This is a genomic window from Finegoldia sp. P2-F-LR, assembly GCF_052932265.1.
The window spans coordinates 23,669-46,021 of sequence record NZ_JBRFJF010000001.1 but is presented as its reverse complement, the minus strand read 5'-3'; the positions used below and the strand labels follow the sequence as shown (position 1 = coordinate 46,021).

Here is a 22,353-nt window from a genome sequence, read left to right as displayed (position 1 = left end):
TAAAGGCCTAATCAAAACATTTAAAATAATTTAATAACATCTTTAATTGTAACTATGGCGATTAATGCTAAAAGCAAAATTAATCCTACCATGTGTATATAGCCTTCTTTTTCTTGAGATATTTTTTTACCAAATATCATCTCAATTAGTATGAATATCGCTCTTCCTCCATCTAAAGCTGGAATAGGCAATAAATTAAAGACACCTAAATTAATGTTAATATACGCTAATAAAAAAATTAAATTAGCAACACCTGTTTTTGCAGCATTGCCAATCTCTTTGACCACGCCAACAGGTCCACTAACTCCCCCTAAACCTAATTGACCAGTTATAAGCATCCCTAGGAATTTATATAACATCCCTGTCAAATTAAGAAAAGTTATCAAGCCTTTTTTAAAGCCTTTTACTATACTAAAATTTTTAATATTATATTCTTCTTGAAAGTTTACTCCAATTTTTCTAATATTATTTTCTAATCTTGGAGTGACTTTCATATTCTTTGATTGAGAATCTCTTATTACTCCAATATTTAAATCACCTTGGGATTCTTTGATACTTTTTAATAATTCTTCTCCATCACTTACATTCTCCCCATTTATAGATACAATTTGATCTCCTGTTTGTATACCCGAAGAGTATGCTGGTGAATCTTTTATCACACTGGATACTTCTGTACTAACTCTACTAACAGACATTAATAAAATTAACAAAATAAAAGCTAATATAAAATTCATAATAGCACCAGCTAAAATTACTTTAAGTCTTACAAGTGGTGATTGATTATTCAAAGAATTCGGGCTGTCGTTTTCTTCGTCTTCCCCTTCTAGCTGACAATAACCTCCCACAGGTAACACTCTCAAAGAATAAAGAGTTCCATTTGATTCTCTTTGGAAAAGTTTTGGTCCCATACCTATTGAAAATTCCAAAACAGATACTCCATTCATTTTCGCTACGATAAAATGTCCAAATTCATGTATTAAAATTACTAGTAAAAATATTATAATTGATGAAATTATTGTAATCACATTTCCTCCTAATTAAAACCCTAAACAATATAATATTGAAAGATAAGGCAAAACAAAAATAAAACTATCAAATCGATCCATTACTCCACCATGTCCAATAAAAATATTACCAAAATCTTTCACATTGGCTTTTCTTTTAATTTTAGAAGCGCTTATATCCCCAATTTGAGATATAATCGAACCGAATAAAGCTATTATAACTATCTTAACAACATTTAAATTACCGTAAAATATAGAAAAAATAGCTCCAATTATCATGCTTCCTATAATTCCACCAATAGCTCCTTCAATAGTTTTTTTAGGACTAATCTTTGTCAATTTGTGTTTTCCGAATAACATTCCTGTACAATATGCTGCTGTGTCTGTCCCCCATGAACATATATAGATAAGCCAAATAAATTCAGTTCCAGAAATAAAATACATTAACGAAAAAGTAATCGTAATATATATGTGTAAGAAATAGTTATTTAATACTTCTTTCATAGGTTTGTCAAAAATGGTATATAAAGTCAATTCTATCAAACTAAAACTACACAATAAAACAATTGCAAATAATTCTCTTTTAAGATAAATACTTAAATTAAAACTAACATTGAACAATATATTAATAATCAAATTATTAATATTAATGCTATTGGAATACTCCTTGTTAATTACATTTTCTAGTTCGTAAATTGCAACAGTACTTAGGAATAAATTCATTATTAAAAGATAAATTCCACCTTTAGAAACACAAAAAATAGATAACAATAAAATTATTATTCCTGTTAATGTCCTTTTTAAAAATTTCATTTCAATCCACCAAATCTTCTATTTCTATTTTGATACCAATAAATTGCATCTATAAGTGATTCTAATTTGAAATCAGGCCAATATATATCCGAAAAATAAAGTTCTGCATAAGACATTTGATAAAGCAAGAAATTGCTTAGCCTTTTTTCTCCGCCTGGTCTTATTAGCAAATCAACGTCTGGTTGATTTCTCGTGTATAAAAGATTTGAGAACTCATCATCAGTCAGGATTTCTCCATCTTCTATCGCAGTATTCACAGCTCTTAATATCTCTTGCCTTGAACCATAATTAATAGCTATATTTAGAATAAGTTTATCATTATTTTTTGTTGAATCCAATGCATATTCAATCTTTTGAATTACTTTTTCGGGCAATACACTAATGTCTCCCAATATATTAATCTTGACTCCTTGAGTTACAAGTTTATTTAATTGGTCATCTATATATTTTATGAGTATTTGCATCAAAAAATCTATTTCTTTTTGTGGTCTTTTCCAATTTTCTGTCGAAAAAGCATACAGGGATAAATATTTTATTCCAATATTTAATGAGTTTTCGACAACATCCACAACTCTTTTCATCCCTTCATTATGTCCAAATACTCTTGGTTTATTTCTTTTTGTAGCCCATCTTCCATTTCCATCCATTATTATGGCAATATGTTTAGGCAGTCTATCTTGATCTAAATTTGATAAATCCATTTTCAATTCCTTTTAGTTTATTCTTAATTATTGTATCATATTTTGATTTTTTCTTACACAAAAAATAAGCCTTAATATTTGAAGATCTCATTAGGAAATCTTCAAATTAGGCTTATTTTATAATATATTATTTGCCTTTAATTTCTCTTGAACCAGGTTTTACCACTTCTATACCTTGTTTACATAAAGGACATTCTTCCGGTTTAAAAATTTCAATATCAATTTTTGTTGCACTGTACAAAGGCAAATCAATATCCAGATTAACACTTCTATCTACTAAGCAACAAATTCCTACTACTTCAGCTCCCAAATCTTCCAAAACTTTTTTAGTCTCATATGAAGATTTAGCAGTGGTTACAACATCTTCTGAAATAATAACTTTCTCGCCTTTTTTTACTTCAAAACCTCTTCTAAGACACATTTCGCCATCTTTTCTTTCAGTAAATATAGCTGGTTTATGTAGTTGTCTTCCTAGTTCATAAGCTACTATTATTCCTCCCATTGCAGGTCCAACAACAGTATCAAATTCAACATCTTTAAGCTTTTCAGCAATAACTTTTATTACTTCTTCAGCTTTGTCTGGATATTGTAATAATTTTGCACATTGACAATACTTATCACTGTGATTTCCAGATGACAATAAGAAATGACCTTCTAACAATGCATTACTTTCTTTTAATAATTCAACAACTCTATCCATCATTTTCCTCCTAAATAATATTCCTGATATCTTCTATTGATTTAAAATTATTTTCTTTTAGGTAGTTTTCCATACCATTTGCTATTTCAACCATAACATTTGGATTCACAAAATTTGCTGTGCCAACTTGAACTAAGTGACAACCTACCATAATAAATTCTAGTGCATCCTTGTAATTTTGAATTCCACCCATACCACAAACAGGAATTTTAACATTCTTGCACACATCTCTACACATTCTTAAAGCTATAGGTTTTATACAAGGTCCTGAAAGACCAGCAGTTATATTGTCAAATACTGGTTTTCTTTTATTAATATCTATCGCTAACGCATTAAAAGTATTAACAAGACTAATCGCATCCGCCCCCGAATCTTCACATATTTTAGCCATTTCAACTATATCATTAGCGTTTGGAGATAATTTTACCATTAAAATTTTATCGGTATGCTTTCTTACTTCTGATACAACTTTTTCTGCTATATCGCATTTTATTCCAAAAGCCATTCCTCCCTCTTTAACGTTGGGACATGAAATATTTAACTCAATTATTTTTATGTCAGTGTTTGATATAAGTTCAACTGCTTCAATATAACTTTTTATATCAGAACCACCAATATTTGCAATAGTAACAGTATCCAAAGATAACATATAGTCCAGATCCCTATTAATGAACTCTTGAACAGATGGATTTTGTAATCCTATACTATTCATAATTCCAGAAGGTGTTTCATAGATTCTCAAACCAGTATTTCCATTTTTAGGTTGAATAGTTAATCCTTTTGTAGAAATACCTCCTAACTTATTTAGATCTGTAAAATTTTCATATTCTCTTCCAAATCCAAAGGTGCCTGAAGCTCCGATAACAGGATTTTTGAATTCTACGCCGCAAAAATTTGTTTTAAGCATCAAATATCACCTCATTTTTTTCAAAAATAGGACCATCTTTGCAAACTCTTTTAAGTCCATTAGTTGTATGAACAGTACATCCTAAACACGCCCCTATTCCACAAGCCATGTGGGCTTCTAATGAATAAAATTCTGTCGCATACAGGTTTCTTTTCTTTAAGGAATTCATCATTGGATTTGGACCGCAAGCATAAATATAGTCATAATCGTTTTTTACGTATTCCGTTATATATCCTTTAAATCCAATTGATCCATCTTCGGTAGAAATGATTGTTTTGTTTTTATTTAAAATCTCATCTTCCATATATGTTGTGTTTCTATATCCAACATACAAATCCACGTTTTTTAATTTTCTGGACAAATATTTCATTGGAGCAATCCCAATACCACCAGCAACTATAGCACATTTAGCTTCTGGATGTAATTCGAATCCGTTTCCTAAAGGCCCAAGAATTTTTATACTTTCTCCCACTCTCATCGACGAGATTATAGATGTTCCTTTGCCTACGACAGCATATAGAAATGTTATACTTTCCTCATCTAAATCACAAATACTTAGAGGCCTAGGAAGAAGTGGTGATTCATCCCATGCTCTCAACATATAAAACTGTCCAGGATCACCTTGGAATTTTCCTTTTAAAACCAATTTAAAAATTCCATCACTAATTTCTTCATTAAGTATTATTTCAGACTCGATATATTTATTCACCGTAAATATCCTTTCTCATATCTTCTACAGCTTTTCTAGCATATTTACCGATATTTTCTTCTCCATCATCAAAATTTCTGTAATTTAATATGATGCCTCTTGATGAATTCACAATTCCTTTTTTAAAATTGTCAAGGTAAACTCTGATATCTTCTGGTTTTGCTCCTTGTGCGCCGTAACCTGGAATTAAAAACATTATATTTGGATATCTCTCTCTAATCTTGTTTGCATTTTCACTTTGAGTTCCACCTACTACAAATCCTAAAGAACTTAAAGTGCATTCTCCTAGATAATCCTTTGCAATATTATTCAAATTATCACCTATTTCGTAATATAGTGGTTGACCTTTATAATCCTTATATTGGATATCTTTTGAACCTGGATTTGATGTTCTCATTAATACGAATATTCCTTTTTCTTCGGATTCAAGGTAAGGTAAGTAATGTTCTAAAGTATCATATCCCATAAATGGATTTACGGTTATAAAGTCAGCTTCAAAATCACCTTCAAAATGTGCTTTTGCATATTCTTTTGCTGTATTTGCGATGTCTCCTCTTTTTACATCGGCAATTGATATTAAATTATTATCTTTAAGATATTTGAGAGTGTTTTTGTAAGCTATTAATCCTTCTATGCCATGTGCTTCGTAGTATGCAATTTGTACTTTAAAACATGCTACTAAATCTTTTGTATTATCTATGATTTCCTTATTAAAATTAAATAGATATTCGCTAACTTTCTTTCCTTTTTTCATATTTTCTGGTACATAATCTGTACTAGTATCTAGTCCTACACATACTATGGATCTTTCGTTTATTCTTTCAGAAAGCTTATCTATTATCATTTTTAGCCCCTTTCTCAAATTTAACTTTTCCATCTACGATTGTCATCTCAATACTACCTCTAAACTTCTCGCCAATAAACGGAGAATTATTTGATTTTGAATTAAATTTTTCTATTTTTATTTCTTTATCAATATCAATTATAACTAAATCAGCATCGCATGTTGGATTTATAACACCTTTGTTTTCTCCTAATATCTTAGCTGGATTGTAACTCATTAATTCAGATATTTTGTTTAATGATATATCATTTTCTTCATGCAACACTTTATATGCAATATTAAACGCTGTCTCAAGTCCAATCATTCCACATGCCCCGTTATCTTTATCTTCTTTAGTGTGCGGAGCATGATCCGTTGCAATAGCATCTACTGTATTATTTTTTATCATTTTTATTATGCAATCTATATCCTCTTGAGTTCTTATTGAAGGATTTACTCTAAAATCACTATCTTTCATATATATGTGATGAGGAGTAACTTCACAAGTTATTGGTGCATTTTTTTCTTTGTAGAATTTTATCGCTTCTAATGAGTCAATAGTGCTAACGTGACAAAAATGAACTCTACATCCTGTTTTTAAGCTTAAGTAACAATCTCTAATTGTTTCTAAATCCTCTGCATACCTTGTAGAAATCTTTGTTAGATTATGGTCTTCTGCATGTACCATTATACCTTTATTTATTTTTTCTATTTCCGTAAAAATATTAAAGGCTAGTAAAGAATCTGTTATACCTTTCCCGTCTTCACTAAAGAATTTGATATTATTATCTGCTTTTTCAAAATTAATCATTTCTATAGATTTTAAATCTTTTGTTGTGGCCATACATTGATATATATTTATTAGATCAATTTCTTTTGATTTGTCTATAATTTGATTGTAGATTTCATTATTATCCACAACTGGTTTAGTGTTTCCCATCAAATTACAACTTGTGTAGCCTCCAGCAAGAGCTGACAGGCTACCAGTATATAAATCCTCTTTATTTTCTTGACCGGGATATCTGAAATGAGTATGCAAATCTATGAATCCTGGCATTACAATTTTTCCCTTTACATCAATGATTTCATCACATTCTTCTAATATCTCTCCTATTGCTTTTATTTTACCATTTTCTATTAAAATATCAGCAAAAATATCTTTATCTTTATCTATAATATGACAATTTTTAAGCAGCAGTTTCATTATTCCTCCACGTTATATAAGTGATCACAATAATCACACTTATAGGTTCTAGTATCCTTATCAACTAAACTAAATTTTTGTACGATACTTCTTTCAGACTGAGTTATACATCTAGGATTTTTACATTTAATAAACCCTTCAAAATGTTCTGGTAAATTCAAACTGATTTTTTCTTTTATTTTTTCATTTTCAATTATATTAACAGTCATATTATCATCGAATACTCCAAGTATATCAAAATCTATATCAATAACATTTTCGATTTTAATCATATCTTTTCTTCCCAATTTGCCTGATTGTGCATTCATAATCAATGCTACTGTATAATCAGCCTTGTCTAACTTTAAAAGTTGGAATATTTTATAACCCATTCCACATTTGATATGATCGATTACAATACCTTTTTCAATACTATTAATGTTTAACATTATCTCACCCCTAATAATTTCAATATTAACGCCATTCTAACAATTACACCGTATCTAACTTGCTTAAAATAAACTGCTCTTGGATCGCTATCAACTTCTGTAGCTATTTCATTTACTCTTGGCAATGGATGAAGTACAGCTAAATCATCTGAAGCTAATTTCATCTTATCATTATCTAATATATACGAATCTTTCAATCTAACATAATCTGCTTCATTGAAGAATCTTTCACGTTGGACTCTAGTCATGTATAAAATATCAAGTTCACCAATTACATCTTCCATTTTTTCAACTTCTTTAAATTCTATATTTTTTGATTTTAAAAATATCTTAATATAATCAGGTACTTGAAGTTCTTCTGGAGATATTAATACGAATTTATTGTTTTCGTATCTTGACATTGCTTTGATCAAAGAATGTACTGTTCTACCAAATTTTAAATCCCCACACAATCCTATTGTCATGTTGTTTAATCTTTTTTTAGTCATCCAAATTGTCAACAAGTCTGTCAAGGTTTGAGTTGGGTGTTGATGACCCCCATCACCTGCATTTATCAATGGAACTTCTGCATAAGAACTAGCTAAAACTGCTGAACCTTCTTTAGGGTTTCTCATCGCAATTATATCTGTATAATTCGATACTGTTCTTATTGTATCAGCTAAAGATTCACCTTTTGATGTTGATGAGCTTGCACTTTCTGAAAAACCGATGCAATCTCCACCTAATCTATGTATCGCTGATTCAAAACTTAATCTTGTTCTTGTTGAAGGCTCAAAAAAAAGAGTCCCTAAGATTTTTCCATTACACAAATTAGAAAAATCAGAAGGACTCTTTATAATTTCTTCTGCTAAATTTAATATTTCGTTTATCTCTTCTACATTAAAATCATCTGCATTAATTAAATTTCTATTTTTTAACATAACTATCTCCTTTGATTTATTTTCATTATAATAACATCAAAAAAGATATCTGTCAATAGTTTTTTTAATTAAGAATTGTAAAATTTACACCTGTCGTTCAATATACATTCTTCACATTTTGGATTTCTAGCCTTACATAAATTTCTTCCATGCCAAATAAATAAGTGATGACTTTTTGACCACCTATCTTTTGGTATTACTTTCATCAAAGCTATCTCAGTACTTAATACGTCTTTTTCATTTACAATTCCAATTCTGTTAGTTACTCTAAAAACATGAGTATCCACAGCTATAGCTGGTGTACCAAATGCATTGCTCACAACTACATTTGCAGTTTTTCTTCCAACTCCTGGTAATTTCATTAATTCCTCTATAGTATCAGGAACTTTTGAATCATAATCATGATATAAAACATTACATGTATTAATAATATTTTTTGATTTTGTTTTGTACAAACCACAACTTTTGATGTACTTTGTTAATCCATCTACACCTAAGCCTAATATAGCTTTAGGGGTATTGTGTTCTTTAAATAAAACAGCTGTAACTTTATTAACTCTAACATCTGTACATTGTGCCGATAAGATAGTGGCAATTAATAATTCGAATGGAGTAGTAAAATCCAAACCTGCTTTTGCATTAGGATATAAGCTATCTAAATCATCCAAAATTTTATTAATTTTCTCGTAACTCATGAAACTTTCTCCTTATTTTTTCAATTTCAATTTTATATCCATCTAAGTTGTTAGGCGTTTCCAGTATTATTGGTCTGCCTTCTAACCTTTCATTAAAGATTACATTAAAAAGGTCTGATTTTCCAATCAATCCTTTACCAAACTTTTCATGTCTATCCTTATTTGCTCCAAATGGCATCATAGAATCATTGCAATGAATCACTTTAATTTTTTCAATACCAATTAACTTGTCAAATTCATCAAGATAATCATCAAAATTAACCAGTTTAATTCCTGAGCTAAACAAATGACAAGTATCGATACAAACATACAATGGAATACTAGCATTACTAATAATATAAGCAATTTGATTTAAATCAAATCCAACTTCACTACCTTTTCCACTCATAGTTTCAATACATATCTTCTGACCATTTGAAACATCTATTTGGTTCAAGCCTTCTACAATTAAATTAAGTCCTTTCTCAATTCCTTGATTTTTATGACTTCCTGGATGAAGAACATAATTTTCAATTTCCAAATCTCGAATTTTTTTCATATCCTCATTTATAAGCTTGATTGCCAGTTTTCTTAGGTCTTCTCTATCACTACATAAATTCATGGTATATGCTCCATGACATACTATTTCGTTTATATCATGAGTATCTCTAAGCTTCAAAAATTTTTCTATTTCTCTATCAGGAATTAATCTAGACTTAGATCCTCTTGGATTTCGTGGAAAGAATTGAAAAGTGTCAGCATTTATTTCTAAGCATTGTTCTATAGTTTTGTGAAGTCCTTTTGATGTAGATAAATGACATCCTATTCTATTCATAAAACCTCCTAATCACCTCTAAATCATTATTATATCACACCTTAATATTTTAATATGTTATAATACTAGTTGAGGAAGTGAGACATGTTTAATATTAGCAAAAAAAATATATCAAAAATAGATAAAACTCTAATTATAAGCGTTTTAATACTTGTTATTTACGGTCTTGTAGTATTATATAGTGCTGAATCAAGTCTTTCAAACCATTATTTCAGAAAACAATTAATAGCTACAATTATAGGAATAATTGTTGTTTTTTTTATAATTTCACTAGACAACCACATAATAAAAAAACTTAACATTCCAATGTACATAATTTGCAATGTTTTACTGGTTCTAGTTTTATTTTTTGGTGTTGGTGATGAATGGGGTGCAAGAAGTTGGTTTAAGTTTGGACCAATTAATTTTCAACCTTCTGAAATAATGAAGATAGTTCTTATTATTTCGCTAGCAAATATTATAGAATCTAACAAGAACAGCCTTAATAATCCTAAAATTTTATTAAAAATACTAATTTTTGCTTTCATTCCTGTCGCCCTAATTTTAAAACAACCAGACGCAGGAACAGCTATGGTGTATACATTCATAATAATAGTAATGTTGTTTACAGCTGGAATTGATTGGAAATATTTAATAGGAGCAATTATCTTAGGTATAGTCAGTTTACCTTTTCTATACTTGAGGCTTGATCAATTTCAAAGAGATAGAATATTAAATTTTGTTCATCCTGAAAGAGATTTATCCAATACTGGATGGCAAGCTCTCCAAGGTAAAATAGCAATAGGATCAGGAAAATTAACTGGTGAAGGTTTCTTAAACGGAGTTCAAAGTCAATATAATTTTATTCCTGAAAAACAAACAGATTTTATTTTTGCAGTATTAGTTGAAGAATTTGGATTTATAGGTGGATTTATATTGATTTTATTATATGCCCTTATGCTTTATAGATGTGTGGTAATTGCTCAAAATTCAGATAATTTATACTCAAAATTATTGACTATTGGATTTGCAGCAATGTTTTTATTCCACATATTTGAAAATATTGGAATGACTATTGGGGTAATGCCGATAACTGGTATCCCTTTACCATTTTTTAGTTATGGCGGAACATTTCAAATTATCAACTTAATTTCAATTGGATTGATAATATCTTCATCAATTCAAAAAGACCCATTGAACTTTATTTAGGAGGAAATATGAATAAAATAGAAAGTTTTAAAATTAATCACTTAAAATTATTACCAGGAATTTATGTATCAAGAAAAGATTACTTAAATAATGAAGTATTAACTACTTTTGATTTAAGAATAACTGCGCCTAACAGAGAACCTGTTATGAACACAGCAGAAGTTCACGCAATAGAACATTTAGCAGCTACATTTTTAAGAAATAAACTTGAAAATGAAGTTATTTATTTTGGTCCTATGGGTTGTAGAACAGGCTTTTATCTAATCTTGGTCGGAGATAAAAAATCTGAAGATATCGTAGATTTAGTTAAAGAACTCTTTGAATTCATATCTAATTACGAAGGCGATATACCTGGTCAATCAGCAAAGGACTGTGGCAACTATTCAGATATGAATTTAAATATGGCAAAATTCTATTCTGATAAGTACTTGAAGGTTTTAAATTCTATTAAAACAGAAAATTTAATCTACCCAGAATAGAAAAAACACAATTTAGTTATACTAAATTGTGTTTTTATTTTTTTGATCTTTATCTAAATATGTTGTTTGTAGTTCTGTTAGCTTCTTTTCATTCATTTTTTCAATATAGTGTTTTCTACATAATGGCATATATGCTTCACTAGCCCCCAACTGTATTCTGTTTTTATCATCTGATATACGATAACTTACCCATGCATCATTTCCACACACAGCACACACAGCGTGGTGTTTTTCGACGTAATCACAAATAGGCAATAATTCCTTAACAAGTTGAAATGGCTTGGCTTTATAGTCCATGTCAAGTCCAGCAACAATAATTGTGAATCCTTTCTCCAAAAGATAATTTATCTGTCTTACAAAATGATCTGCTTTTGAATTAATAAATTGCACTTCATCTATAGCGATGACATTTACATCATGAGTTTTGGTATATTCAACTATATCGTCAATATTGTCAACATTTATTGCTTCTATTTCGTTTTTATCATGTGTTACTACTTTTTCCTTAGAATATCTGGAATCCATCTTTGGTTTAAACACAACTACATTGTACTTAGCAATTTTAAACCTATTCACTTCTTTCCATAAACTAGATGTTTTTCCAGAAAACATAGATCCAGTATGCACTATTAATTTGCCTCTATATTGATGCATACTAATTCCTTGAAATCTCTATTGATTGAATAATAATATCATCCAACGGTTTATCTGAAAAGTCAGTATCTACGTTAGCAATTTTGTCTACAATATCCATTCCACTATAAACTTGACCGAATACAGAATGTTTTCCATCTAACCAAAAACATCCCCCATTATTTTTATAGTATTCTTTTTGTTCTTCGTTCAAAACACATTCATCAAGATATTTAATATAATCTTTTCTAATTGAAGTATTTTGAACTATGGAAAATTGAGATCCATTAGTGTTCGGTCCAGAATTAGCCATAGATAATGCTCCTCTTATATTTTTCAAATTATCCGAAAATTCATCTTCAAAAGACTTTTTCCAAATACTTTCTCCGCCATAGCCTGTTCCTTGTGGATCTCCTCCTTGAATCATAAAATCTTTAATAACTCTATGAAAAATAGTTCCATCATAATATCCTTCTTGTGCATGAGTTACAAAATTTTCTACACAATTTGGAGCATCATTTTCAAACAAACAAATTTTTATTTCTCCCATGTTTGTAATTATATTTGCAATTAATTGATCTTTTTTAGGTATATCAGTTTGATACATATTCCCTCCATAAATAATTAAACTGCTTTTTAAAAAGCAGTTTAAACTTTTGTATTTGATGAGAAGTAATATCCTTCTCCCCATTTTGTTCTAATTATTAATGATTCGTTATCTTTGATTTTTTCTCTCAATCTTTTAATGTGAACATCAACAGTCCTGATATGAGACTGTGCATCTTCCCATAATTTCGCAGCCAATTCCTTTCTTGAAAGAACCTTATCTTTATTAGAAACAAGTGCATATAGCAATTCAAATTCTCTTCCTGTTAATTCTATATATTGACCATATCTTTTTACAGTTCTTGATATTAAATTAAATTCAAATTCACCGATTTGTATTATGCTTGTTTTATTATTGTCATTTACTAAATCTGATTTCGTTCTTCTGAGAACTGCTCTAATTCTTGCTTTTAACTCAAGCATATTAAATGGGTAAACTACATAATCATCTGCGCCATATTCCAACGCTAAGATTTTTTTCATATCATCTGATTCGTCACTAACAAAAATTGTCGGAATAGAATATAATTTGCTAATTTCTTTTTTGAAGTCTAAGCCTGTACCATCCGAAAAATTCATATCACTAAGCAAAAAATCATAGTAACCTTTTTTTAGTTTTTCAAGTGCATCTTCAATTGTAGAACATTCTGAAACTTCATAATTTTCATCATTAGAGAAATTCAAAATGATCTCATCTTTATACACATTACATGGAAAAACTAATAGAATTCTAAGTTTCATAAGTTTAATTAGATTACTTCAATAAAGTGATCTGTTTTTTCCTTTACTCTTCCTATTATACTTCCAACTTGGCCTGATTCATGTAATTTTTCTACAAGTTTATCAGCATCTTCCTTAGATAATGCAATTAATAATCCGCCTGATGTTTGAGGATCAAAGACCAAATCATCTACAAAGCTACTAACATTTTTGCTGATTTTTACATCATTTCTGATAAAGTTTCTGTTGTCATAAGCTCCTTTTGGAACTAATCCTAAGTTAACAAACTCTTCTACTCCTTCAAAAATAGGTAAGTTTTGTGAGTCGATTTCTATTGTTAAATCAGATCCCTTAGCCATTTCAAGTGCATGGCCGCACAAACCAAATCCTGTTACATCAGTAGCAGCATGAACTTCTAGTCCATCGCAGGCTTCCTTAGCGTATTTATTCAAAGTAGACATAGATTTGATAACTTCATCAAATAATTTTTGATTATCCATTCCACCTTTTATAGCAGTGTTTACAATTCCTACACCTAATTTTTTAGTTAATACAACCACGTCTCCAACTTTAGCTGTAGAGTTGGCCCATACTTTATCTGGATGATTGATTCCAGTCACAGACAACCCATATTTAGGTTCATCATCTTGTATAGTATGACCACCAACTAATAGACATCCTGCTTCTTTAGCTTTGTCAGCGCCGCCTTTTAAGATTTCAACTAAAATATCTTGATTCATACAATCTGAAAAACAAACAATATTTAAAGCTAACAATGGATCTGAACCCATAGCATATAAATCACTTAAAGAGTTTGCCGCAGCTACTTGACCAAATGTATATGGGTCATTAACAACCGGCGTAAAGAAGTCTAGAGATTGAATTAAACATAAATCATCTCTTACTTTGTATACAGCACAATCATCGCTTGTATCTAATCCTACTACTAAATTATCGTCATTTACTTTTTCAAGATGACTTAATACTTCAGCTAATTTACCAGGTCCAATCTTTGCTGCGCATCCAGCTGTTTGAGTAAACTCAGTTAATTTAACATCTTCTGGTTTAATTGTTTTGTACTTTTTGTCTAACATTTTTATCTCCTTTAATCTATAGTTATTAAACTTTTTAATGATTCAAAAGTTTTATCGCCTATTCCATCTACATTTTTTATTTCTTCAATTTTTTTAAATTGATTTTTCTCTCTAAATTCTATTATTTTTTTAGCTTTAGAAGGTCCAATACCTGGTAATGTTTGCAATTTATTGCTATCAGCAGTATTAATATTTACAAGACTATTTGAATTATTATCTTTTATTGTAACTATATCTGAGCTTTCTATGTCATTGTTTTGTGCTTTTGAAGTTTCTGTTTTTGATGGGATATAAACTTTCATCTCATCTTTTAGCTTCATTGCCAAATTTACACTCTTAATATCAGCATCTTGTGTAAATCCGCCTGCTAATTCCACAATATCTTTAATTCTATCATCTTTTTTAAAAGAATAGACACCAGGCTTGTTTACACAACCATCTATTTGACACATAGTCGTGGAATTATCTTCTCTGTTTTGTGTATTATTTTCAGATTTCTCATTTATGCTCTCTGTTGATTTTGTATCAACTAGCGTTTGAATTTGATTGTTATTCAAATTATCTGAATTAGATTTATAATAACCAAAACCAACTAAAACAATTATTGCTATACCAATTAAAATTTTATCTTTAGAAAAATTAAAATTCATAACGCGCCTCTTATATCTATATACACTATAATATCATATGCACAAGCAATTCGTCCAATAAAAAAAGCTACCGGTATTAAATACCAATAGCTTATGATTTTAGTTTAAAATTCTTCTTGCTGTTACAAATGTATTTGAGTAATAGTTTGAGTCAATATCTGAAATAATTACACCAGTTGAAGGTGTTGATGCATGAATCATTTTTCCATTACCAACATAAATCCCTACGTGAGAAATACTACCTGAGCCATTTGTACTAAAGAATAACAAATCTCCTTGTTTCAAATTACTTTTACTTACAGGATATCCATTATTTGATTGTGCAGCTGAATTTCTATAAAGAGAAATACCGCAAACTTTATTATATAAATAACTAGTTAATCCAGAGCAATCAAATCCTACTCCTGGTTGTGCAGAACCCCAAACATATTTTTCTCCTAAATAATTATAAGCAGCTTGAGCTACAGCACTTCCAGAACCGCCTTCATTGGATCTTACAACCTTAGAGTTAGATTCTTTTTTGTAAGAATCCTTTACTTCAGTATCTATTTTTTGGTTTGATTCAACTTTATTGTCTTGAATATAATTTACAGAAATATATTTTCCCTCAGAAAGTTTTAACCAATATTTTCCTTTGATACCACTAACTTTAGTACCTTTTTCTAATACAGAAACTACGTTAGAATCCATGCTGTCTTTATCTCTAACATTTACAGCTTCCTTTACATATCCAGTATAGTTAGCTCCTTCAAATTTTGTAGAATTTGATTTCTTTACTTGTTCTTTGTTTTTAACTTCTGAAACTTGAAGTTCATCATTTTTCTTTTCTTCAATTTTAGTGTTTTGCAAGTATTTTATACTAATAAAACCATTATTTCCATTTACAGAAGTTTTGAACCATCCATCTTCAACTACACCTTGTACTTTAGTGTTTTTCTCTAATACACCTAGTTTATTAGAGCTGATTGATTTTTCACTTCTTAGATAAACTGGAGATTTTACCCACATATCTACTGACTTTTCAGTAGATTTAGATTTTACTTCAGATTTTACTTTCTTAACTTCAGGATTATTTTTTGAAACTTGTTTTTTAGCTTCAGAAACTACCTTTTTATTTGATTTTTCATTGGTCAAGAAGTCTTTACTTACGTATGCTTCTTTGTTTTTATAGCTTATTTTTGCCCATGATTTATTGCCATCATCTTTAACAACAACTTTAGTATCTTTTGGTAAAACACCTATTGCTTCAGATTCTTTATCCGCCTTTTCTCTTACAAATAAATCACCTGTCGTAGATTTTGTTATATTTGAATAAATCTTTTCTTCTTCATTTTCAGAATTTCTTGAAAGAGTCAATGAGGCAACTTCAGATTTTTCTTTTTTTAAGCTAGATTTTGAATTCTCATTACCTTCTGAAATTTTCCCAACATTTGCAGTAGATAATTCCACTTTTTTAGCTTCATCTTTTTTTGTATCTACTTTTTCACTATTTTGTTTGTATGTAGAAACGTTATTTTCAGCAGAAGTCTTTAATTCTTGTTTATTATTTCTAACTTGTTTTACATCCGAATTAATTTCTTCTTTAACTTTCTCAGCTTGTTTATTAGATATAGTTTTTGTGGAATCATTTAATACGTTTCTTACTTGTGAATTTCTTATTTCTTTAAGAGCTTTCTCTTTTTCTTCTTTTTCAGCATTTGGAGTCAATACATCATTGCTTTTTATTGCAACTGAATATTTAGAATCATTTAATTTATTAGATTCAACATTATTGTCTCCTATTAAAGTTGTGGAACTTAAATAAGGCGATACAAAAGTTCCTACAGCTATGACTGAAGCTAATCCGATAGATAAGCCAAGTCCTTTTTTGTTCATATTAACTTCCTCCTAATACATCCTAAGATAATATTAAAAGAATTAAAAAAATATGTCAAGTAAATTCAACAAAAAAGTTACAAATAAGTTTCAAAAAAGTAATAATTGTAACATTTTTGTCATAATTACTGATTTCTCCACTTTTATATAAGTTAATTAAAAACAAAAATTTTATTAAAATAAAAAAATCTATTCATAACATGATGAATAGATTTTTAATTTAATATTAATTTTTAGATTTCCATTAGTTCAGTTTCTTTATCAGAAACAATATTGTCAATTTCTTTTGTTAACTTATCTGTTAATGATTGAATATCATCTAATAATACGTGCAATTCATCTTCAGATATTTCAGCATTTTTTTCCATTTTTTTTGCATCGTCAACAAAATCTCTTCTTACAGATCTTATAGTGACTTTAGATTTTTCGCCATATTCTTTAACAACTTTTGTCAATTCTTTTCTTCTGTCTTCAGTTAATTGCGGAAATGGTAATCTTATAATATTCCCATCATTGGAAGGAGTGATTCCCAAATTAGATGCTTGAATTTGTTTTTCAATTTCTTTCATTATTGATTTATCCCATGGCTGAATTGTAAGCAATCTAGCTTCTGGAGCGGAAATCGTAGCAACTTGTTTTAAAGGTGTTGAAGTTCCATAATAATCTATCATAATATTATCTAATACGCTAGGATTCGCACGACCAGCTCTTACTGTTTTTAGTTCTTCCCTTAAAGCATGCAATGTTTTCTCAGCTTTTGTTTCCATATCTTTTAAAATTTGTTTACTCATTTTTATCCCCCTCAACAATTGTTCCAATATTTTCTCCATGAGATACTCTAATTATATTTTTAGGATCATCTATACCAAAAACTACTAATCCCATATTATTTTCCATGCAAAGTGATGTGGCTGTTGCGTCCATTATTCCTAAGCCTTTGTTTAAAATATCAATATAAGTAAGTTTATCGTATTTGATTGCATTTTTATTTTTATTAGGATCAGAATCGTATATACCATCTGTTCCTCTTTTACCTGCTAAAATAACATCAGCGTTAATTTCTACTGCTCTTAATGCAGCTGTTGTATCTGTAGAAAAATATGGTAATCCTGTTCCTGCAGCAAAAATTACAATTCTACCTTTTTCAATATGTCTTATCGCTCTCCTTCTAATATAAGGTTCTGCAACTTGTTTCATATCTATTGCTGTTTGTACTCTTGTTTGAATACCTTTTGCTTCCAAAGATGCTTGCAATCTCAAAGCATTTATTGTCGTTCCTAACATTCCCATTGAGTCCGATGTAGCTCTGTCAATTTTAGATGATCTTCCTCTCCAAAAATTTCCACCACCAACAACAATAGCAATTTCTAATCCTTCTTCGTGGACAGCTTTTATAGCATCGCAAATATTTTCTATAATATCATCATCTAATCCGTGTCCTTGGTCTCCACTTAAAGCTTCACCGCTTAATTTTAGTAGAACTCTTTTATATTTTAAACTCAAAATTTCCTCCTAATTAATAATAAGGTTTTCTTTAATTAATCATACCAAATTAACATTTTAAAATCAATATGATACTATGTAAAATAAAAAAAAGCTGCAATATAGAAATTGCAGCAATAATTTTTATTGACCCATTTGTTTTTTTACTTCTTCAGCAAAATCTTCGTTTTTCTTTTCTAAACCTTCGCCAACTTCAAATCTAGCAAATCTACGAATTTTAATGTTTTCACCTATTTTTGCAATTAAATCTGTTAATAATTCTTCTACAGATTTATTAGGATCTTTAATGAATGGTTGTTCTAATAGACAAATTTGTGAGTAGAATTTATTTATTCTTCCTTCAACTTTCTTTTCAGCAATCATTTTTGCTTTATCTTCAGGAATATTTTTTCCGTCGTTTTCGTTCATAGCTTGATGAACTAATACTTCTTTTTCTTTTTCTACTTCTTCTGATGGTACTTCATCACGACTTACGTATTTTGGATTTGATGCTACAACTTGCATTGCTATATCTTTTGCGAAATTCTTAAATTCTTCATTTTTTGCAACGAAATCTGTTTCACTATTGATTTCAACAATAGCAGCAATTTTTCCACCGTGAATATAAGTTTCAACAATACCTTCAGATGCTAATCTTCCAGCTTTTTTTTCTGCTCCAGCAAGTCCTTTTTCTCTCAAAAGGTCAATTGCTTTTTCAATATTTCCATCTGCTTCAGTTAGGACTTTCTTACAGTCCATCATTCCTGCGCCAGTTTTTTCTCTTAATTCTTTTACCATACTAGCAGTAATTTGTGCCATTTTATTACCTCCAATTGAATTAAAAAGCGACTGTCAAACAATTATTCAATTTTAAGTTTAACCGTCGCTTATTTTTTATTATTCTTCGTCTGATTGTTCTTCAGAATTTTCAACAAATTCTTTTAAATCTTCTTCTGATACTGATTCTTCGTTTTCAGATTCTTCTGTATCATTTTCAGTTTCAGAATAAACTTCTTCTGAATCTTCACGACCTTGATTTGCTTCAATAACAGCATCAGCAATTGTAGAAGTTAAAAGCTTAACCGCTCTAATTGCATCATCGTTACCAGGAATAGCAATATCCAATTCATCTGGATCACAGTTAGTATCTACGATACCTACAACTGGTATTCCTAATATTTTTGCTTCGTGAACAGCAATGTATTCTTTTTTAGGATCAACTACAAAAAGTACACTTGGCATTTTTGTCATTTTTCTAATACCACCAAGGTTTTTTTCTAGTTTTTCTCTTTCTCTTTCTAATTGGCTAACTTCTTTTTTAGGTAAAAGATCGAAAGTTCCATCTTCTTCCATTTCATATAATTTGTGAAGTCTATTAATTCTTGTTTTGATAGTTTTGTAGTTTGTTAACATACCACCTAACCATCTTTGGCTTACATAATGTTGTCCACATCTTTTAGCTTCTGTTTCGATTGCTTCTTGAGCTTGTTTTTTTGTTCCTACGAAAAGAACTTCTCCACCATCTGCAACGATGTCTCTTACATAATTGTAAGCATCATCAATTTGTTTTACAGTTTTTTGAAGATCTATAATATAGATTCCATTTCTTTCTGTAAATATAAATTTTGACATTTTTGGGTTCCATCTTCTTGTTTGATGTCCAAAGTGAACCCCAGCTTCTAACAATGATTTCATTGATACTACTGACATTTTTTCTACCTCCGTTTTTTTCCTCCAGACGACTCATCTACAAATGCGACAATTAAGCAACTGCATCTGTATCATCGACTGTGTGTTTTACTTTCAAAGTATATCATATATGTTTTTATTTTTCAAGCTTTTTATAATCACATTTTTCATTAGAACAAAGAATGGATTCTCCATGCCTATTTTTTCTATGAACTAGTAAACTACCACATTCAGGACATTTTTCACCTGTAGGCTTATCCCATAAAGCGAAGTCGCAATTTGGATAATTTTCACATCCATAAAAAACTTTACCTCTTTTAGAAACTTTTTCTATTATTCTGTGACCACATTTTGGGCATTTTACTTTAGTATCTTTTACAATAGTTTCAGTATATTTGCAATCAGGAAAAGCACTGCAGCCAATAAACTTTCCATTTCTTCCGTGTTTTATTACCAAATCATTTCCACATTCAGGGCATTTACGTCCAATTGGTTCGTCTTTAACTTTAAACTTATCTTGTGCATTTTTTGCATTGATTAAATCTTCATTAAATCCATCATAAAAATCTCTAATTACTTTTTTCCATTCAACGTCGTTTTCAGCAATATTATCTAATTCATTCTCCATTTCAGCAGTGAATTTTTCATTAATAATTGAATCAAAATATTTAACTACAAATTCACAAACTTTTTCTCCGATTTCTGTTGTATAAAATTTTTTCTCTTTTAATTCAACATAATTTCTAGACAAAATACTGCTTATAATCGATGCATAAGTACTTGGCCTACCAATGCCATCTTCTTCAAGTGTTTTTACAAGGCTTGCTTCTGTGTATCTAGGTTTTGGTTTAGTAAAATGTTGTTTAGATTCTATTTCTTTTGAAGCTATAGATTCTTTTTCCTTTAATTCAGGCAATTCGCTATCTTTAGTATTTAAAGAATATACTCTTGTAAAACCATCAAAAATCACCACGTTACCATTAGATCTAAAAGTATAACCATTGTTATCAAAATCTATTGATGTAGATAAATATCTTGCATCTTTCATCTGACTAGCAACAGTTCTTTCCCAAATCAATTTATATAATTTGTATTGATCATCTGTCAAATATTTTTTAATTTCATTCGGTCTTCTTTTTACTGATGACGGCCTAATACCTTCGTGAGCATCTTGTGATCCTTTTTTCTTTTTAGAATAATCGTATCCTTCAGTGGCATATTGTTTTCCATAGAGATCATTAATAATATCTATGCAATCACTCACGCAAACATGAGAAATTCTTGTTGAATCTGTTCTCATATAAGTAATCAAACCTACTGAACCTTCGCTACCCAAACTAATTCCTTCATACAACCGTTGAGCTATTCTCATAGTTTTAGAAGTTTGAAAATACAACTTTTTATAGGATTCTTGTTGAAGTGTAGAAGTAGTAAAAGGAGCATAAGGTTTCCTAGATTTTTTTTGTTGTTTTATAGAATCTACAACAAAATTATCTGACAAATCATTTAAAATTTTATCCGCTTCATCCTTGTCTTTTATATTGATTTTATTAGATTTATCGTTTTTTGAATAATATAGCTCAGAATCAAATTCCAATTTTTCTTTGGATAAATTTGCATGAATAGACCAGTATTCTTCTGGTTCAAACTCTCTGATCTCTTTTTCTCTTTCACAAATTAATCTTAAGGCTACAGACTGTACTCTACCAGCACTTAGGCCAGATTTAACTTTCTTCCATAATAACGGAGAAATGCTATAACCTACTATACGATCTAAAACTCTTCTTGCTTGTTGAGCATCTACCAATTTTAAATCGATAGCTTCAGGTTTTTTTATTGCCACTTTTACAGAGTCTTTAGTTATCTCTTGGAATTTTACTCTATTTTCTTCCTTTGGATTTATACCTAACAAATAGCACAAATGCCAAGAAATAGCTTCTCCTTCCCTATCAGGGTCGGTTGCCAAGAATATTTTTTGAGAATTTTTGTAATCTTTTTTTAAAGAATTGATTACACTGGCTTTACCACGCACATTAATATATTGCGGTTCAAAATCATTGTCTATATCAATTCCTAATTTGCTCTTCGGTAAATCTCTCAAATGACCTATTGTAGCTACAACTTTATATCCTGACCCTAACATTTTTTGAATCGTTTTTGCTTTAGTTGGAGATTCTACTACCACTAGCTTTTTATTTGCCATTAAAAGTCGATCCTTT

Annotated in this window: 25 protein-coding genes; 2 read left to right on the top strand and 23 right to left on the bottom strand. The window is 29.6% G+C overall.

Annotated features, from left to right (window positions below):
• Window positions 1-20: 20 nt before the first annotated feature.
• The 12 genes from rseP to ACU68W_RS00200 all read right to left on the bottom strand — a co-directional run bounded on the left by rseP (window position 21) and on the right by ACU68W_RS00200 (window position 9,718).
• On the bottom strand, window positions 21-1,025 hold the full coding sequence (gene rseP, locus ACU68W_RS00255; protein WP_094223439.1) for an RIP metalloprotease RseP: 1,005 nt from the start codon (window positions 1,023-1,025) through the stop codon (window positions 21-23).
• Between the two features lie 12 nt (window positions 1,026-1,037).
• Window positions 1,038-1,817 (bottom strand): phosphatidate cytidylyltransferase, encoded by a 780-nt coding sequence (locus tag ACU68W_RS00250; RefSeq protein ID WP_094223438.1) that lies wholly within the window; start codon window positions 1,815-1,817, stop codon window positions 1,038-1,040.
• The gene (locus ACU68W_RS00245; RefSeq protein WP_094223437.1) at window positions 1,814-2,518 is read right to left on the bottom strand and encodes an isoprenyl transferase; all 705 of its coding nucleotides are present in this window, start codon (window positions 2,516-2,518) and stop codon (window positions 1,814-1,816) included. The genes ACU68W_RS00250 and ACU68W_RS00245 overlap by 4 nt, the downstream gene beginning before the upstream one ends.
• 127 nt (window positions 2,519-2,645) lie before the next feature.
• Complete coding sequence (pyrE, locus tag ACU68W_RS00240) at window positions 2,646-3,218, bottom strand: orotate phosphoribosyltransferase (protein ID WP_094223436.1); 573 nt, start codon at window positions 3,216-3,218, stop codon at window positions 2,646-2,648.
• Window positions 3,219-3,228: 10 nt separating this feature from the next.
• Window positions 3,229-4,125, bottom strand: coding sequence for a dihydroorotate dehydrogenase (locus tag ACU68W_RS00235; RefSeq protein ID WP_094223435.1), 897 nt, complete (start codon window positions 4,123-4,125; stop codon window positions 3,229-3,231).
• Entirely contained in the window at window positions 4,118-4,834 is a 717-nt protein-coding gene (locus ACU68W_RS00230; RefSeq protein ID WP_094223434.1) for a dihydroorotate dehydrogenase electron transfer subunit, read from the bottom strand. The genes ACU68W_RS00235 and ACU68W_RS00230 overlap by 8 nt, the downstream gene beginning before the upstream one ends.
• Complete coding sequence (pyrF, locus tag ACU68W_RS00225; RefSeq protein WP_094223433.1) at window positions 4,827-5,678, bottom strand: orotidine-5'-phosphate decarboxylase; 852 nt, start codon at window positions 5,676-5,678, stop codon at window positions 4,827-4,829. The genes ACU68W_RS00230 and pyrF overlap by 8 nt, the downstream gene beginning before the upstream one ends.
• Window positions 5,665-6,861: a dihydroorotase gene (locus tag ACU68W_RS00220; protein ID WP_094223432.1), complete on the bottom strand. Its 1,197-nt coding sequence runs from the start codon at window positions 6,859-6,861 to the stop codon at window positions 5,665-5,667. The genes pyrF and ACU68W_RS00220 overlap by 14 nt, the downstream gene beginning before the upstream one ends.
• Window positions 6,861-7,289 carry an aspartate carbamoyltransferase regulatory subunit gene (locus ACU68W_RS00215; RefSeq protein WP_002836363.1) on the bottom strand — a complete coding sequence of 143 codons (429 nt, stop codon included), beginning with the start codon at window positions 7,287-7,289 and terminating at the stop codon, window positions 6,861-6,863. The genes ACU68W_RS00220 and ACU68W_RS00215 overlap by 1 nt, the downstream gene beginning before the upstream one ends.
• Window positions 7,289-8,209, bottom strand: coding sequence for an aspartate carbamoyltransferase (gene pyrB, locus ACU68W_RS00210; protein WP_094205640.1), 921 nt, complete (start codon window positions 8,207-8,209; stop codon window positions 7,289-7,291). Before pyrB ends, ACU68W_RS00215 begins: the two co-directional genes overlap by 1 nt.
• Window positions 8,210-8,277: 68 nt before the next feature.
• A complete protein-coding gene (gene nth, locus ACU68W_RS00205; protein WP_094205639.1) occupies window positions 8,278-8,904 on the bottom strand; it encodes an endonuclease III in 627 nt (208 codons plus the stop codon).
• Entirely contained in the window at window positions 8,885-9,718 is an 834-nt protein-coding gene (locus tag ACU68W_RS00200; protein ID WP_094223430.1) for a deoxyribonuclease IV, read from the bottom strand. The genes nth and ACU68W_RS00200 overlap by 20 nt, the downstream gene beginning before the upstream one ends.
• Window positions 9,719-9,802: 84 nt before the next feature.
• Here ACU68W_RS00200 and rodA point away from each other — a divergent pair, with 84 nt between their 5' ends.
• A complete protein-coding gene (gene rodA / locus ACU68W_RS00195; RefSeq protein WP_094223429.1) occupies window positions 9,803-10,906 on the top strand; it encodes a rod shape-determining protein RodA in 1,104 nt (367 codons plus the stop codon).
• A gap of 8 nt (window positions 10,907-10,914) precedes the next feature.
• A complete protein-coding gene (locus ACU68W_RS00190) occupies window positions 10,915-11,385 on the top strand; it encodes an S-ribosylhomocysteine lyase (RefSeq protein WP_094207100.1) in 471 nt (156 codons plus the stop codon).
• A 21-nt stretch (window positions 11,386-11,406) separates the two neighbouring features.
• Here the strand turns inward: ACU68W_RS00190 and ACU68W_RS00185 are convergent, their stop codons facing one another.
• The 11 genes from ACU68W_RS00185 to topA form a co-directional block, all read right to left on the bottom strand.
• Complete coding sequence (locus tag ACU68W_RS00185; protein ID WP_094223428.1) at window positions 11,407-12,039, bottom strand: thymidine kinase; 633 nt, start codon at window positions 12,037-12,039, stop codon at window positions 11,407-11,409.
• A 1-nt stretch (window position 12,040) separates the two neighbouring features.
• Window positions 12,041-12,625, bottom strand: a complete 585-nt coding sequence (locus tag ACU68W_RS00180; RefSeq protein WP_094223427.1) for a peptidylprolyl isomerase — start codon at window positions 12,623-12,625, stop codon at window positions 12,041-12,043.
• Between the two features lie 41 nt (window positions 12,626-12,666).
• The gene (locus tag ACU68W_RS00175) at window positions 12,667-13,365 is read right to left on the bottom strand and encodes a response regulator transcription factor (RefSeq protein ID WP_446755933.1); all 699 of its coding nucleotides are present in this window, start codon (window positions 13,363-13,365) and stop codon (window positions 12,667-12,669) included.
• Between the two features lie 8 nt (window positions 13,366-13,373).
• A complete protein-coding gene (gene selD / locus ACU68W_RS00170) occupies window positions 13,374-14,438 on the bottom strand; it encodes a selenide, water dikinase SelD (protein ID WP_094207097.1) in 1,065 nt (354 codons plus the stop codon).
• A gap of 11 nt (window positions 14,439-14,449) precedes the next feature.
• Window positions 14,450-15,088: a helix-hairpin-helix domain-containing protein gene (locus tag ACU68W_RS00165; protein ID WP_094223425.1), complete on the bottom strand. Its 639-nt coding sequence runs from the start codon at window positions 15,086-15,088 to the stop codon at window positions 14,450-14,452.
• A 99-nt stretch (window positions 15,089-15,187) separates the two neighbouring features.
• Window positions 15,188-16,963, bottom strand: a complete 1,776-nt coding sequence (locus tag ACU68W_RS00160; protein WP_094223424.1) for a C40 family peptidase — start codon at window positions 16,961-16,963, stop codon at window positions 15,188-15,190.
• Between the two features lie 233 nt (window positions 16,964-17,196).
• Window positions 17,197-17,754, bottom strand: coding sequence for a ribosome recycling factor (gene frr, locus ACU68W_RS00155; RefSeq protein WP_094223423.1), 558 nt, complete (start codon window positions 17,752-17,754; stop codon window positions 17,197-17,199).
• Window positions 17,747-18,466 (bottom strand): UMP kinase, encoded by a 720-nt coding sequence (gene pyrH / locus ACU68W_RS00150; protein ID WP_094223422.1) that lies wholly within the window; start codon window positions 18,464-18,466, stop codon window positions 17,747-17,749. Before pyrH ends, frr begins: the two co-directional genes overlap by 8 nt.
• A gap of 123 nt (window positions 18,467-18,589) precedes the next feature.
• The gene (gene tsf / locus ACU68W_RS00145; RefSeq protein WP_094208555.1) at window positions 18,590-19,264 is read right to left on the bottom strand and encodes a translation elongation factor Ts; all 675 of its coding nucleotides are present in this window, start codon (window positions 19,262-19,264) and stop codon (window positions 18,590-18,592) included.
• A gap of 78 nt (window positions 19,265-19,342) precedes the next feature.
• Entirely contained in the window at window positions 19,343-20,155 is an 813-nt protein-coding gene (gene rpsB, locus ACU68W_RS00140) for a 30S ribosomal protein S2 (RefSeq protein ID WP_094208554.1), read from the bottom strand.
• A gap of 115 nt (window positions 20,156-20,270) precedes the next feature.
• Entirely contained in the window at window positions 20,271-22,337 is a 2,067-nt protein-coding gene (gene topA, locus ACU68W_RS00135; protein WP_446755932.1) for a type I DNA topoisomerase, read from the bottom strand.
• Window positions 22,338-22,353 lie beyond the last annotated feature (16 nt).